General features: G+C 50.4%; 15 protein-coding genes. 11 read left to right on the top strand and 4 right to left on the bottom strand.

Annotated features, from left to right (window positions below):
• The first annotated feature begins 276 nt into the window (after positions 1 to 276).
• Positions 277 to 873 (top strand): TetR/AcrR family transcriptional regulator, encoded by a 597-nt coding sequence (locus tag CRO57_RS19975; protein WP_097155281.1) that lies wholly within the window; start codon positions 277 to 279, stop codon positions 871 to 873.
• Here CRO57_RS19975 and CRO57_RS19970 read toward each other — a convergent pair.
• The gene (locus CRO57_RS19970) at positions 848 to 2230 is read right to left on the bottom strand and encodes an oligosaccharide flippase family protein (protein WP_097155280.1); all 1383 of its coding nucleotides are present in this window, start codon (positions 2228 to 2230) and stop codon (positions 848 to 850) included. The two genes, CRO57_RS19975 and CRO57_RS19970, sit on opposite strands and share 26 nt — an antisense overlap.
• Before the next feature lie 184 nt (positions 2231 to 2414).
• Here CRO57_RS19970 and CRO57_RS19965 point away from each other — a divergent pair, with 184 nt between their 5' ends.
• The 3 genes from CRO57_RS19965 to CRO57_RS19955 all read left to right on the top strand — a co-directional run bounded on the left by CRO57_RS19965 (position 2415) and on the right by CRO57_RS19955 (position 4768).
• Positions 2415 to 3188, top strand: a complete 774-nt coding sequence (locus CRO57_RS19965) for an alpha/beta fold hydrolase (protein ID WP_097155279.1) — start codon at positions 2415 to 2417, stop codon at positions 3186 to 3188.
• A gap of 23 nt (positions 3189 to 3211) precedes the next feature.
• Positions 3212 to 3916, top strand: a complete 705-nt coding sequence (locus CRO57_RS19960; protein ID WP_097155278.1) for a class II aldolase/adducin family protein — start codon at positions 3212 to 3214, stop codon at positions 3914 to 3916.
• A 171-nt stretch (positions 3917 to 4087) separates the two neighbouring features.
• Entirely contained in the window at positions 4088 to 4768 is a 681-nt protein-coding gene (locus CRO57_RS19955; RefSeq protein WP_244580167.1) for a hypothetical protein, read from the top strand.
• Positions 4769 to 4776: 8 nt separating this feature from the next.
• Here the strand turns inward: CRO57_RS19955 and CRO57_RS19950 are convergent, their stop codons facing one another.
• Positions 4777 to 5682: a metallophosphoesterase family protein gene (locus tag CRO57_RS19950; RefSeq protein WP_097155277.1), complete on the bottom strand. Its 906-nt coding sequence runs from the start codon at positions 5680 to 5682 to the stop codon at positions 4777 to 4779.
• A gap of 622 nt (positions 5683 to 6304) precedes the next feature.
• Here CRO57_RS19950 and CRO57_RS19945 point away from each other — a divergent pair.
• From CRO57_RS19945 to CRO57_RS19915, 7 genes are all read left to right on the top strand, one after another.
• Entirely contained in the window at positions 6305 to 6838 is a 534-nt protein-coding gene (locus CRO57_RS19945; RefSeq protein ID WP_342068289.1) for an NUDIX domain-containing protein, read from the top strand.
• 291 nt (positions 6839 to 7129) lie between these two features.
• Positions 7130 to 7642, top strand: coding sequence for a GNAT family N-acetyltransferase (locus CRO57_RS19940; protein ID WP_097155275.1), 513 nt, complete (start codon positions 7130 to 7132; stop codon positions 7640 to 7642).
• A gap of 83 nt (positions 7643 to 7725) precedes the next feature.
• Entirely contained in the window at positions 7726 to 8379 is a 654-nt protein-coding gene (locus CRO57_RS19935; protein WP_244580166.1) for a DUF1285 domain-containing protein, read from the top strand.
• On the top strand, positions 8376 to 9053 hold the full coding sequence (locus CRO57_RS19930; protein ID WP_097155274.1) for a CoA pyrophosphatase: 678 nt from the start codon (positions 8376 to 8378) through the stop codon (positions 9051 to 9053). The genes CRO57_RS19935 and CRO57_RS19930 overlap by 4 nt, the downstream gene beginning before the upstream one ends.
• On the top strand, positions 9050 to 9388 hold the full coding sequence (locus tag CRO57_RS19925) for a DUF6111 family protein (protein WP_097155273.1): 339 nt from the start codon (positions 9050 to 9052) through the stop codon (positions 9386 to 9388). Before CRO57_RS19930 ends, CRO57_RS19925 begins: the two co-directional genes overlap by 4 nt.
• A 7-nt stretch (positions 9389 to 9395) precedes the next feature.
• Complete coding sequence (locus CRO57_RS19920) at positions 9396 to 10634, top strand: CCA tRNA nucleotidyltransferase (protein WP_097155272.1); 1239 nt, start codon at positions 9396 to 9398, stop codon at positions 10632 to 10634.
• Positions 10635 to 10644: 10 nt separating this feature from the next.
• Positions 10645 to 11301: an HAD family hydrolase gene (locus CRO57_RS19915; RefSeq protein WP_097155271.1), complete on the top strand. Its 657-nt coding sequence runs from the start codon at positions 10645 to 10647 to the stop codon at positions 11299 to 11301.
• A gap of 139 nt (positions 11302 to 11440) precedes the next feature.
• On the opposite strand, the gene hemF is transcribed toward CRO57_RS19915, so the two are convergent.
• Positions 11441 to 12361: an oxygen-dependent coproporphyrinogen oxidase gene (hemF, locus tag CRO57_RS19910; protein ID WP_097155270.1), complete on the bottom strand. Its 921-nt coding sequence runs from the start codon at positions 12359 to 12361 to the stop codon at positions 11441 to 11443.
• Positions 12358 to 12843: a tRNA (cytidine(34)-2'-O)-methyltransferase gene (locus tag CRO57_RS19905; RefSeq protein WP_097155269.1), complete on the bottom strand. Its 486-nt coding sequence runs from the start codon at positions 12841 to 12843 to the stop codon at positions 12358 to 12360. The genes hemF and CRO57_RS19905 overlap by 4 nt, the downstream gene beginning before the upstream one ends.
• Positions 12844 to 12961 lie beyond the last annotated feature (118 nt).

Here is a 12961-nt window from a genome sequence, read left to right as displayed (position 1 = left end):
ATAGGGTTCCCATACTTCTCTGTCAAGCGAGGTTTGGAGCGGGATGTGAGAATCCACTGCTTTGTGAATAAAGCTTTTGTGGGCGTTGGTTACGTGGGTTCGGCAAGGAAAGTTATCAGATGGATTTTTTGCCTATGGGATTGACCAGTTATCATAAAAGAACTGGGAATGATTGTGGACTTGTGCGGGGCTGACAAATGATTTGAAGTGAGATAGGACTTAACTCATGCCTGTTGGCATACCGATAGAAGAGATTATCTGACAGGAAGTGATTGCATGTCCAGAGCACCCGGATCGAGCGGGGAGAAGACCCTCAAGGCAATTTATGAAGCAGGTATCGAGCTGATTTATCAACATGGCTATGAGGCGGTTTCCTTGCGCCAACTGGCAGGGGCAGTGGGCATTCAAGCTGGGTCACTTTATAACCATATCGCTTCCAAGCAGGACTTGCTGTTCAAACTGCTCCATTCCATCGTTCTGGAGCTGAACGAAGAGTTGGATGCGGCGCTTGCTGATATTGATGATCCAGAAGAAGCAATGCGGGCTTTTGTGCGGTATCACATCACCTGGTATACGGCGAGCAAGCAAAAGGTCTTCATTGGCAATATGGAGTTGCGCAGCCTGAAGGCTGAAAATTACACCAAGATTGTCGCTTTGCGTCGTCGCTATGAAATGCGTTTGAAGGATATTCTGGATCGTGGAATCGAGCAAAACCGCTGGTCGATGCCAGATAGCAAGGTCTCCGCCCGAGCGCTTATCGCCATGCTCAGTGGAATTTGTGGATGGTACAATCCTGATGGACCTTATTCGATTGAGGAACTGGTTGAGATGTACACCCAAATTGTCTTTAACGGGCTTGGACCGTCGTCCTGATTGGTGTTGCTTTGGGATGAGGTAGAAATGCCGGATACAAACCCAGTGTCTTGTTGGCTAGCCACAGCATCATGATGCTTTGTGTGATGGTGCCGATTGTGGTTGCTATGGCGGCACCTTGAATGCCCCAAATAGGAATAAGCAGCAGATTCAAAGCGATATTGATAGCCATTGCGGCGAATGCGGATTTAGCGGACATTTTCTGTTGGCCTGCCATATTCAGAACATTCTGAACCGGCCCAACAGCTCCTTGAAAAATCAATCCGATTGTCAGGATGGTTATGACGCTTTGACCTTGCATGTAATTGGAGCCGAACAATCGCAGAATATATGGTGCCAGAACTATAATGGCCAAGGCTGTGATTATGGATGGCCACAATGTCCAATGTGTCATTTTGCGATAGAGCGCATTGATCTCACGCATATCGGCTTTGCTGGCAAACAGGTTTGCAAAAGGCCTGGCTGCGACGAGACTGGTGGCAAAATGAATATAGGCGACCAGTGCCAAGGTTTTGACCGCAGCATAATAGATGGCGATTGGCTCAGGCCCCACCAATAGTCCGAGCAAGATGATGTCTGCGTTGAGCGTGATAAGGTAAAAGCCATCCAGCAGGACAAGTGGACCGGATGTTTGAAACCAGAACAGTTGCTGATGATCTGATGTGCCATTGACTGATTGCTCAGAAGAATCAATGAGAGCGGATTTCAGTATGCGATTGGCACCAAGCACTTGAATGGTTGTTGCCAGTGCAGTTGCCAGGAGTGCGGCCTGCATGGCTGTTGTTGCATTGCTGGGAAGGCCGAGAAGATAAGCTGCGAGCAGAAAGATGAAAACCAGCAAGGGACGCAGAATAAAGGATGGCAGCAAGGCGGTCAGAATGTGTGATCGCGCCAGTGCTGCGCCTTCATAAATCTCTCCCAATGCAAAGAGTGGCAGGCATGCCATTCCAAGATAAATAGGCCAGAGATGGTTTTGCTCCAGCCAGCTTGAAAATGCAAAGGTTCCCACGAGGCCGATGATGGCGAAGAGGGAAGCAAAGCCGAGCGCTGTGTTGCGGGCTGTCAGAAGAAAGTCATGGGCGGTACTTGCTTTGTCATGAAGGAGATATTGCGGCAGGAAACGTAAGATTGCGGTATTGAAACCCATGCAGGAAATCTGGCTGAGAACAATGACCCAGACCCAGACTAGCGCATAAAGTCCATAATCCTGCTCTCCCAGCAGGCGAGCTAGGAAAATCTGCAATAGGTAGAGCAAGCCAGCCCCGGCCAGACGAATGGCAAAGGTCAGAATGGCTTGCTTTTTAATGGCAGTGCTGAAGACTGTTTGCTCATCTGATTGGTAGGTCGGTTGTGCCATCTGGGCTCGCTTGTTTGTGCATGCCCGGTAAAGCTATCAGTAAAGCTTTAATGTCTGGTTGTCCTGTTCGCCGCAAAAAAGATCTGGAAAGGGCTGTGAAGTTTTGGAACTTCGCAAACAGCCACTTGCTAATCCCTCTGTGGCGTGCCTTGCTGTTGCCAAGTCAAATCGGGAGTGAAGAAGAATGGCACAAACACAGCTCAATCATGTTCAAATGGGCCCGGAAGAAGGGGAGTTGGTTGTTTTTATCCATGGATTTGCCGGAGATTTGACGGGATGGGGCAATCTTCAGGTTGGCCTTTCTTCTTCCATTCGATCCATCGCTTTTGATTTGCCAGGGCATGGCGGATCCCTTGATTATCCAGAGAGCTGCAACGCCATGGTAGCGGCCAAAGCGATCATGGCAGATCTGGAGGCCCTTGGTGAACAAAGGGTGCATCTGGTTGGTCATTCGCTGGGTGGTGCTACGGCGTCCCTGATTGCGTTCAAAAAACCAGAGCTTGTGGCATCGCTGACGCTTTTGGCACCTGGCGGATTTGGTCCCGAAATTAATCACAATTTACTCCGGCATTATTCCAAGGCTAAGGATGTGGATCAGATCCATATCCTGCTGGAACAATTCTTTGGCTGGGAATTTGAAGTGCCAAAAGCATTGGCTGAGCAGGTGGCAAAATATCGTGAAAATCCAGGTGCGCTGGATGCGGTTCAGGCAACTGCGGAAGCCATCATCGATGGCAATGTTCAAAAATGCCTGCCGACCGCACAATTTGCTGACTTCTCCTTTCCGGTGAAGGTGATCTGGGGCACGCAGGATCGAGTGCTGCCAACCCGTCAAAGTCATAAATTGCCGGGCGTGATTGCAACCCATGTCTTTGAGCGGGTTGGACATATGCCACATATCGAAATTCCGCGTGAAGTGCTGGCACTGATCCGTCAGAATGTAGCAACGGGCTCATAAGTTTCTTTCCCTGAGGGCACATCATGTCGAAAAATGAATGTTGGAAACTCGGTGAAGAGGTGATTAAAACCTGCCTTGCCATGAATGATAGCGGTCTCAACCATGGCAAGTCGGGCAATGTCAGCGTTCGCTATCAAGATGGCTTTCTGATCACACCATCTGGTGTGGCTTATGATCAGTTGGCGCCGGATGATCTGGTCTTCATGGATCTGGAAGGGCGTTATCGCGGTGATTATCTGCCCTCCAGTGAATGGCGCTTTCATTTGGCCATCTATCAAGCCAGGCTGGATGCCCAGGCTGTCGTGCATGTGCATTCCAGCTATGCAGCTGCACTTGCGTGTTTGCGTCAATCCATTCCAGCCTTTCATTATATGGTGGCGGTGGCTGGCGGTAAGAATATTCGTTGTGCAGAATATGCACTTTTTGGAACGGATGTTCTATCCGAAACCATGATGATCGCTCTTGAGGATAGAAAAGCTTGTTTGCTGGCCAATCATGGGCAAGTGGCGTATGGCGATTCTCTTGCCAATGCATATTGGCTCGCGGGTGAGGTGGAAGGTCTGGCGCGAGATTATTGTCGCGCAAAAGCCGTTGGAGAGCCCCATATACTATCCGACGAGCAGATGGATGACGTACTCACCAAATTTCGTTTCTATGGCAAACAGATAGAGGACGTGCCCCTTGAGGAGCATGTTTTCATGGATTTGCCACTAAAGCTGATTTCATAAGCGCTAGAGCGCAAGTGCCACTGATATTCAATCGGTTAATAACCTGTTAACCAAACTCTGGCCTTTGCTTGGATAGGTGCTGGATCTTGTCTCATTTCGGTCCGAATTGGGACATTGTGCCTGCTTTTCGCCGTAAATGATGTTAAGACTTTGTTTAGCTTTTGAGTGGCCGTGCTTGGAAATGAAACTTGGTCACTTAACCTGTTGTTTGATGTTTGTCATGTCAGCAACGGGGATCAGAATTGCGGCAAGGGTGAAGAGGTGTCCATCATGGATGAGCAGAAGAAAGCGTCGCCAAAACGCAGTTTGGAGAAGGCTATCCGTGATGTGCGCCTGAATGATGTCGATCAGGATAGTGTCGTGGTGGAACTGGGAGATACGGAACGGGCAAGACTTGAGCTGCTGAACGAAGCGCTTGAGGAGGTCCGGGCGGAGCTTCCAGAGGATATGGACCAAGCTATCTTGCAGATCATACCTGGCCGGAAGCAGCGTTTCTGGGTAGATCTTCTCGCTTTTGTGGAAATGGGCCGGGATAAACGCACCTATCGCTTTGTCAAGGATACTCGCATGGGTCGTGTCGTCATCAGGGAAGGCTCGGATGTTGATGATATCGCTGATCAGGTGACGCATTATCTGGCCCGCCGGATCATCGAGCGTGAGAAGGCGCTGGAAAGTGATGATCTGATGGATAAGCTGGGTAAGACGGCCGCAGAACCCGTTACAGACTTGGCGCAATCTCAGCGCGCGCCTGCAGCGAAAAGCAGTGGTGGTTTGATGATGTTCCTGATCGGGATCTTGTTTGGTGCCGCTGGCCTGTTGGCTTACGCCTGGTATGCACCATCCCCATTCTAGAACAGCATTTAGTTTTCTTTTCCAAGCAACTGATGGTGACCTAGATCCTTGATTGGCTCGCCTGGTGTGCTGAAACCACGTTGGGTCATGTGGCAATTCCAGTCACCAGCTTCTCCTGAAATCCTGAACAGATTATAGGCCGAGGACGGTTTGTGTCCTCCGGGACTTTGTGATGCGCTGGGCACACAAATGACCGGAACGCTTCTGTCAGGTCCCTTGATTGTCGTACGTGTCGCCAGATGGGTATGGCCATGCAGGATTAATTCTGCGCCATGCTGCTGAATGACGCGTCGGAAGAGAGAGGCACCAATCAGGCGCTTGTGCCAATAGGTGGCTTTCGGGGCAGGAGGATGATGGATCATGACCACGCGGAACTGGCCCAGACTTTTGGCATGATCCAATTGTTCAGCCAGCTTGTGCGCCTGTTTGGCAAGGAAATAGCCAGTGGCCATGAAGGGCATTGTGGCTCGGGCCGAATTTACTCCGATCAAGGCGACTTGGTCGCGCACACGCAAAGTGGGAAAGCTGATTTGATCTGCCAGATGCTTGTCTGTCGCCATATAATCCAACCAAGCTTGTTCGGCTTTGAGGCGTGAGCCTGGCACATAGGCATCGTGATTGCCTTGCACAACCGAGATCCAGTCGGCAGGACCGAGACTTCTCAGCCACTTCTGAGCATTCAGGATTTCTTGTGGTAAAGCCAGATTGACCAAATCGCCTGTGATGGCCAGATGATCAGGTTTGGCAGCCTTCAAATCCTCTAGCAAATTGTCCAGAACAGAAGAGGTCATCACCCCTTTGCGGTTCCGACGCCAATTGACATAGCCAAAGATACGCTTGTTGGCCAATTGCAGATTGGTCGGCTCCGGTAGTGGGCCAAGATGAGGGTCGGATATATGGGCAAGCTCAAACATACCATAGCGATTAGCTGCTGGCGTGAACGAGGTCCAGCCTTCTTTTGAAGCTTTGCCAAGTTATGCGGAAAAATTGCCGGATATGATCGGGCAATGAGGCATGGGAGAGTTTTATAGGGGAGATGGTGACCAGTTGGCAGGGAGGGGATTGAAATATGCTGGGAGGATCATATTCCAAAAGTTCCCAAATTAGCTGGCTGGGAACCGGGCTCAAGATCGGGGGGAGGAAAGCCCTATATTCCTGTCCAACTGGTCATCATTTCTTGATGCAGCTTACCTGCATCTTATCGGGATCATCTCAATCCCGCCCTGGCCAGTCACACCACGTTATTCCGGCCGGAGCTTCATTCTCTTGAGCATTTCGATCGGTATCGAGACGCTCAAAAGACTGTCTTAATTCATTGGATTCAACAGGGTGTTGACAACGCGACGGTCTGCCATGTCAACAGCTGGACGCCAATGGAAACGTTCTGCTTTGCGTGCTTTTTTGAAGAATTTCAACATAACTCTCTCCCATTTCATCAGGGGTGGTCTGGTCCGCTCTTGACCAGTTCTGAATTTAATTTGGTGTCTTATCTGTAATTTTCTATAAATTGAGTAGTGCTAAATTCGCAGAGCTTGCATGTCAAAACTGCATAGGTCGAAAAAGATAATGATTTTAAAGTGGTTAGCGCAAAAAAGGCGCTCTTTACCTCTCTCGCCAAAGCTGTTCCGGCCCCTTGTTTGGTTACGTGGTTGCCTTAATGGTGCCAGCCTAGGTGTGCGTTTGATCGTGCAAGATGAATTCGATCGGGTGCTTTTGGTCCGTCATACCTACATAAAGGGATGGTATTTACCCGGTGGTGCCATCACGCCTGGGGAGCCTCCACTGGAAGCAGCAAAGCGGGAGTTGTTTGAAGAAACGGGTGTCGAAGCTATCAGTCAGCCAGATCTGTTTGGTTATTATCTCAATAGCCGTGGCTTCATGCGGGACTATGTGAGTTGTTATCGGATTGCCGATTGGAAAGCACCGGATAAGCTGGGGCCGAGCGATGATGGTGAAATTGCAGAGACAGGATTTTATGCTTTTTCCGATCTGCCGGATGATGTGAGCCCTTCAACCCGCGCACGGGTTGAAGAATTGTTCGGACTACGGCCTCTTTCAGATCGATGGTGATAGATATATGTGCTGAATTATTTCTCTTATCAGCATTATGTTTTAAATAAATAAACTGAAAATCATAAAATACTGCATAGACAGGCTTTGGTCTTCATGTTAGGGGAAAGATCACTAACAAATGGACTGAACGCATGTTGCGACGATAAAGATATATCCAATTGACCAGACGAGTGGGCGGGGAATTTATCCTGTCTTGAAATATGTCTGCAGATCCCGCGCTATCAAGTGGGGCCCTTTCTCTTTCCTCAACAATCATAATGACCCGGTTTCCGGGCGAGAGAATTTGCCATGTGTCAGTCCGAATTTCAGCTTACACCTGAACTACCACTTCATTTTGACGCCATTGAGCAACTGCATCGTGACGCCTTTGGGCCTGGCCGTTTTGCCCGGACCGCCTTTCGTGTGCGAGAGGCTGTTGGGCCACTGCCAGAGCTGAGCTATGTGGCTCTCAGCGGTGGGTATTTGGCTGGGTCTGTGCGGCTCTCTCCTGTTAAGGTCGGAATCTGCAAAGCTTTGCTTCTCGGGCCGTTGGCCGTGCATCCTGATTTCAAGAACAAAGGTGCCGGACAGCTTTTGATGCAAAAAGCGATTGAAGAGGCCAAGAGCCTGTCTTTCTGCGCCATCCTGCTGGTCGGCGATTACGACTATTACAAGCGGTTTGGTTTTCAACGTGTGCCAATGGGTCAGATCACCATGCCTGGGCCGGTCGATCCTGGGCGCCTTCTGGTTTTACCGCTGGGTGAGGATGTAAGTCAGTGTCTGGGCGTTGTTCAGGCTGACACTTCTGCGCTTCTCTCATAGAAAATGTCTCTATTCGTTCTGCTTGTTCGGATGACTGCTGCTTCCTATATTGAAAAGATAGCAATGATCCGGGATGAGGATAAATGAGCAAAATAGAACAACAAGCTAAGGCTGACGGTGCAAAGGGTGATCCATCTGCGATGAAAGATATGCCAGATGGATTGAAAGCCCTGATGAGCCGTGCTGGCAAAGACAAAGGCAAGCCACCTGTTCATTTATGGAATCCTGATTTCTGTGGCGATCTGGATATGCGGATCGCCAGTGATGGCACATGGTTCTATCTCGGCTCACCAATCGGGCGAGAGGCCTTGGTGCGATTGTTTGCTTCTGTTTTGCGTAAGGATGACGATGGCAAGACTTATCTCGTCACGCCAGTCGAGAAGATTGGCATTACGGTCGATGATGCTCATTTCCAAGCCGTGGAAATGGCTAGGAAGCCATCTGATCAGGGAGAAGTTCTGACCTTCCGTACCAATGTCGGGGATCTGATCAGTGTGGATCAGGATCATCCATTCCGCTTTGAACTGGAAGAAGGTACAGCTGGTCTGAAAGCCTATATCAATGTGCGTGGCAATCTAGAGGCCAGACTGACGCGGGCACTGATGTATGATCTTGTCGCAATTGCCGAGGAAGGTGAGGGTGAGCATGAAGGGTATTTTGGTGTGATCAGTTCCGGCATCTTCTTTCCGATCTGTTCCATGGCAGCCTTGAATGCCTTTGAGGCCGCATTGGCATGAAAGATGACAGTATTTCTTCGTTGATTGGGCAGACAGAACATCCCCCGTTCAGCGCGCATGGGTTTCGTGACCTGGCTCAATGGGCTTTGTCGCACCATCTGGATCAGGAAGGCGTCTCTCACGCGCATCATCAGACGCCGGTAAAAGATCTGGCATGGCATGACGGGGAAGTGTTGCATCTAAAGGATGCTGCGGTTCTGATCCCTGTCATTGATCGTGGCAGCGAGGCGAGCGTTATGCTTACTCAACGCACCAATCATTTGCCATCCCATGCAGGGCAGGTTGCCTTTCCAGGTGGCAAGGTTGATGAGCGGGATGGAACAGCTGAAATGGCGGCTCTTCGAGAGACTGATGAAGAAACTGGACTGACTTCCGACTTCATTGATGTTTTTGGCCAGCTACGACCCTATATCTCTTCAACCGGATATCGGATATTTCCGGTTCTGTCTGTTGTGAAGCCCGGGTTTGAACTGAAACCAAACCCCGGAGAAGTCGCTGATATTTTTGAAGTTCCCTTACGATTTTTAATGGATCCTTCCAACCATTTGAGAAAAACAGCCGAGTGGCGCGGAAAAACACGCGGATATTTTGCAATGCCTTATGGGGAGCACTATATTTGGGGGGTAACAGCAGGCATCCTGCGCAATTTATATGAAACGGTTTATCAATCATGATCCGCGTAATTATTACTCAGCTTCTCCTTTTTTTGTTGCCGTTTCTGGCCTATGCAGCCTATTTGTTCCTGACCAAAAAGCTACATCGCAAGGTCTGGATCGACGCTCCTCGCTATTGGCTGGTGATTGCTGGATTTGTTTGTAGTCTGGTTGGGTTTGGTGTTCTGGCCTTGATCAATAACAACCCCACTGGCGGCACCTATATTCCTGCCCATTATAAAGACGGGGTGTTGATCCCCGGTCAGATTGTCAAGGATGTGGAGCCGGATGCAAATCCGGGTAAGAAGGCACCTTCCAACCGTCAAAGTGATAGCAAAACCAGCGACAAGAATTGAGACAACAATGACATCCATTCTTGATGTTTGCGAGGAACCTCATTTTTCCTGGCGAGAGGATGCATGCCTGAAGGCGCTTTTTGCCGCGCTGAACCGGGATGGTGATGAAGTGCGCGTGGTGGGGGGCGCCGTGCGCAACTCGCTGATTGGTTTGCCAATCGGAGATATCGACTGCGCGACGACAGCCTTGCCGAGCGAGACCATGGAGCGCGGTCGCGAGGCTGGTTTCAAAATTGTTCCGACGGGACTGGAGCATGGTACCCTCACATTGGTGAAAGATGGCCAATCTTATGAAGTGACCAGCCTTCGTGCGGATGTGGAAACGGATGGGCGCCGTGCCAAGGTGGCGTTTGGTCGGGACTGGACCGAGGATGCCGCGCGTCGCGATTTCACCATGAATGCGCTTTATCTGGATGCAGATGGTCAGCTTTATGATTATCTGGGATCCGGAATATCTGATACCAAGGCGCGTCGTGTGCGCTTCATTGGGAAGGCAGAAGAGCGCATTCGCGAAGACTATTTACGCATTCTGCGTTTCTTTCGTTTCTATGCCCAATATGGCCATGCCTTTCATTGCACGGACTATGATGCTTGTGTTGCCCTGCAAGACGGAATGAAGCAATTGTCAGCTGAACGTGTGGGCGTTGAAATGATCAAGCTGGTGCAGGGTGAGTTCGGCTATTCTGCGCTGGAAGCGATGTTTGATGGTGGATTCTTGGGTCAGATTGGCTTGAAAGTGCCAATGATCAAACGCTTTGGTTATTATCAGAGCCAGTCAGTTATGCTTGGCATTCCTCTGTCTTCGACCGGTGCTTTGATGGCCGTGAATGGTCATTGCCGGGAAAGCGTTGAGGGGTTGATGCAAGCCTGGCGACAGCCCAACCGCCTGCGTGATGCCTTGGTAAGGCGTTCTGCTCTTTTGGAACAGATTTCCACGTCGGATTTCCAAACGGCGGAGCTGCAGACTTTGAAGCAATGGGCCTATCGCTATGGCAAGGATACGGTTCTTGACTGTCTTGCCCTGCAGCGCCTGGATCGGGATGCGGAAGATCTTCGTGAGTTATGTCAGCACCTGCAGCAATGGGACCTTCCGGCTTTTCCTGTGAAAGGAAAGGATCTGATTGCTGCTGGTGTCACGCCAGGGCCAGAAATGGGCGTCAGATTGTCTGATTGTGAAGCGCGTTGGGTAGAGAGCGGTTTTAGCCTCGGTAAAGCAGATCTGCTGGATGGTATAAGTTCAGATTAGGAGTTTTGGGATGCGGCCTGACTTGGTCATTTTTGATTGCGATGGTGTGCTGGTCGACAGCGAGATTGTGTCCAATGAAGTATTGGTTGATAATCTGGCAGGGTACGGACTGGTCTTGAGCCTTGAACAGGCCATGAGCATGTTTGTTGGTGGCACCATGCGAGGCGTCGGAGAAAAAGCTCGTCAGATGGGTGCTGATCTTCCGAAGGATTGGGTCGATGAAATTTATTCCCAGACCTATGCGCGTCTCGAGCTTGGTGTGGATGTGATCAAGGGAATCCCAGAGCTATTGGATGATCTGGATGCAGCTGGCATCAAATATTGTGTGGCTTCCAACGGATCTGATGACAAAATGAAGATCACGTTAGGGCAGAACGGGCTTTGGGATCGGTTCAATGGCAAGCGCTTTTCTGCGCATAGTGTTGGTATTTCCAAGCCTGACCCGGGATTGTTTTTGCTTGCTGCCGAGAAGGCTGGTGTTTCACCGGATGCTTGCGTTGTAATCGAAGACAGCCTTAGTGGCGTGATGGCTGCAAAGCGTGCTGGCATGCGCTGTTTTGGCTATGCACCGCATGGCGGCGGGGCTGCTTTGGCAGAGCATGGCGCCCATATCTTTGATGATATGGGTGCTCTGACAACTTTAATCGGCTTGAAGGAAATGGCTTAGTGCCCGTTTTAAAAGCCTCTGAATGAGACTTTTAGGCTTCATATCCAGCTCTCTCCCCCTCCCAAACCGCCCACTAGGATACCATGACGGGTGGTTTGGGAGGGGGAGAGGGCTTGGTCAGGACTTGTAAATCAGCTTCTTAAGGCCATTTCACTTCTGGTGGCATGGAAGAGAGGATTGAGGCAACATTGCCGCCTGTCTTCAGGCCAAAGATCGTGCCGCGATCATGAAGCAGATTGAACTCGACATACCGTCCACGGCGCACCAATTGTTCCTCACGCTGAGCATCGGTCCAGCTTTGGTTCATATTGCGGCGCACCAGCTCCGGATAGATGTCGCGGAATGCACGACCTACATCCTGCGTGAAGGCAAAGTCTGCGTCCCAGTCTCCGGAATTGTGCCGATCATAGAAGATGCCGCCAATGCCGCGTGGCTCATCCCGGTGTGGCAGATAGAAATAGTGGTCGCACCAGTCTTTATAGTGCCCGTAATCCGCCACTTCATGATTATCGCACGGAGCCTGCATGGCTTTGTGAAAGTCGATGCTATCCGGGTCATCCTGTGTGCGACGAGCATCCAGTACTGGTGTCAAATCTGCGCCGCCGCCAAACCACTGGCGGGTGGTGATGACCATGCGCGTATTCATATGTACGGCTGGTATGTTGGGATTGCAAGGATGGGCAATCAGAGAAATACCGGAAGCCCAAAAGTGCGGATCTTCGGATGCACCCGGGATCTGATTGCGAAACTGCGGTGAGAATTCCCCATGAACGGCGGAGACATGAACACCTACTTTTTCAAAAACCCGGCCTTTCATGATGGACATCACACCGCCACCACCTTTTTCGCCGGTATGGTCGGTGCGCTCCCAAGGGGTGCGTTCAAAACGGCCTGCAGGCTTGTCGCTGTTAGGGCCTGAAAGCTCGTCCTCGAGCGTCTCGAAGGAAGCGCAGATTTCATCGCGCAATTGTGCGAACCAATTGGTGGCTTGTTCTTTCTTTGCTTCCAGATTGTCTGGAAGCGTGTCTGGCAATGTATGAAGGCCGAATGTCTTGGTCATGATGGAAAAGCTTTCAATTGACGCAAGGCCTCGGAAGCGACCATTGCAGTGGAAATAGCAAGATTGAGGGAGCGTTCGCCCTCTCGCATCGGGATAGTGATGCGCTCGTCTGCGCGTTCATGAACATTCTCTGGCACGCCGACCGACTCGCGGCCAAAGAGCAAGATATCATTTGGCAAATAATCAAGATCGGTGAAGGCATGGCTGGCTTTGGTGGTGGCCAGAACAAGACGGCGGCTCTCACTCTCGGTCCATTCCAGGAAATGGGACCAGGACAGATGCTTGGTATAGGTGGAGCGATCCAGATAATCCATGCCGGCACGGCGCAGGGTTCGGTCATTCAGGGCAAAACCACAGGGTTCAATGATATGGGCATGCAAATCCAGACAGGCGGCCATACGCAGGATGGTGCCGGTATTTTGTGGAATATCTGGCTGATAAAGCGCGATCGAGATGGCGCTTTTAGAAATTGTGTCATTCATGACAGAAGATTTGCCGCAGTTTCTTGTGAAAGGCAATGCCAATTTTGGCCAAGCTTTGTGACATTCATGTCTATGCAAATTTGTCACAGCTTTGGGAAGAATTTCCTTCTCATCAGAT

It is taken from the genome of Cohaesibacter gelatinilyticus (assembly GCF_900215605.1).
GTDB lineage: Bacteria > Pseudomonadota > Alphaproteobacteria > Rhizobiales > Cohaesibacteraceae > Cohaesibacter > Cohaesibacter gelatinilyticus.
This window is presented reverse-complemented; position numbering and strand designations above follow the sequence as displayed.

What these genes read in the sequence shown, in the direction of transcription:
- CRO57_RS19965 (WP_097155279.1), top strand. Translation starts at nt 2,415, where the DNA reads ATGGCACAAACACAGCTCAATCATGTTCAAATGGGCCCGGAAGAAGGG.
- CRO57_RS19930 (WP_097155274.1), top strand. Translation starts at nt 8,376, where the DNA reads ATGAAAGATGACAGTATTTCTTCGTTGATTGGGCAGACAGAACATCCC.
- CRO57_RS19940 (WP_097155275.1), top strand. Translation starts at nt 7,130, where the DNA reads ATGTGTCAGTCCGAATTTCAGCTTACACCTGAACTACCACTTCATTTT.
- CRO57_RS19975 (WP_097155281.1), top strand. Translation starts at nt 277, where the DNA reads ATGTCCAGAGCACCCGGATCGAGCGGGGAGAAGACCCTCAAGGCAATT.
- CRO57_RS19945 (WP_342068289.1), top strand. Translation starts at nt 6,305, where the DNA reads ATGTCAAAACTGCATAGGTCGAAAAAGATAATGATTTTAAAGTGGTTA.
- CRO57_RS19960 (WP_097155278.1), top strand. Translation starts at nt 3,212, where the DNA reads ATGTCGAAAAATGAATGTTGGAAACTCGGTGAAGAGGTGATTAAAACC.
- CRO57_RS19915 (WP_097155271.1), top strand. Translation starts at nt 10,645, where the DNA reads ATGCGGCCTGACTTGGTCATTTTTGATTGCGATGGTGTGCTGGTCGAC.
- CRO57_RS19925 (WP_097155273.1), top strand. Translation starts at nt 9,050, where the DNA reads ATGATCCGCGTAATTATTACTCAGCTTCTCCTTTTTTTGTTGCCGTTT.
- hemF (WP_097155270.1), bottom strand. Translation starts at nt 12,361, where the DNA reads ATGACCAAGACATTCGGCCTTCATACATTGCCAGACACGCTTCCAGAC.
- CRO57_RS19920 (WP_097155272.1), top strand. Translation starts at nt 9,396, where the DNA reads ATGACATCCATTCTTGATGTTTGCGAGGAACCTCATTTTTCCTGGCGA.
- CRO57_RS19970 (WP_097155280.1), bottom strand. Translation starts at nt 2,230, where the DNA reads ATGGCACAACCGACCTACCAATCAGATGAGCAAACAGTCTTCAGCACT.
- CRO57_RS19950 (WP_097155277.1), bottom strand. Translation starts at nt 5,682, where the DNA reads ATGTTTGAGCTTGCCCATATATCCGACCCTCATCTTGGCCCACTACCG.
- CRO57_RS19935 (WP_244580166.1), top strand. Translation starts at nt 7,726, where the DNA reads ATGAGCAAAATAGAACAACAAGCTAAGGCTGACGGTGCAAAGGGTGAT.
- CRO57_RS19905 (WP_097155269.1), bottom strand. Translation starts at nt 12,843, where the DNA reads ATGAATGACACAATTTCTAAAAGCGCCATCTCGATCGCGCTTTATCAG.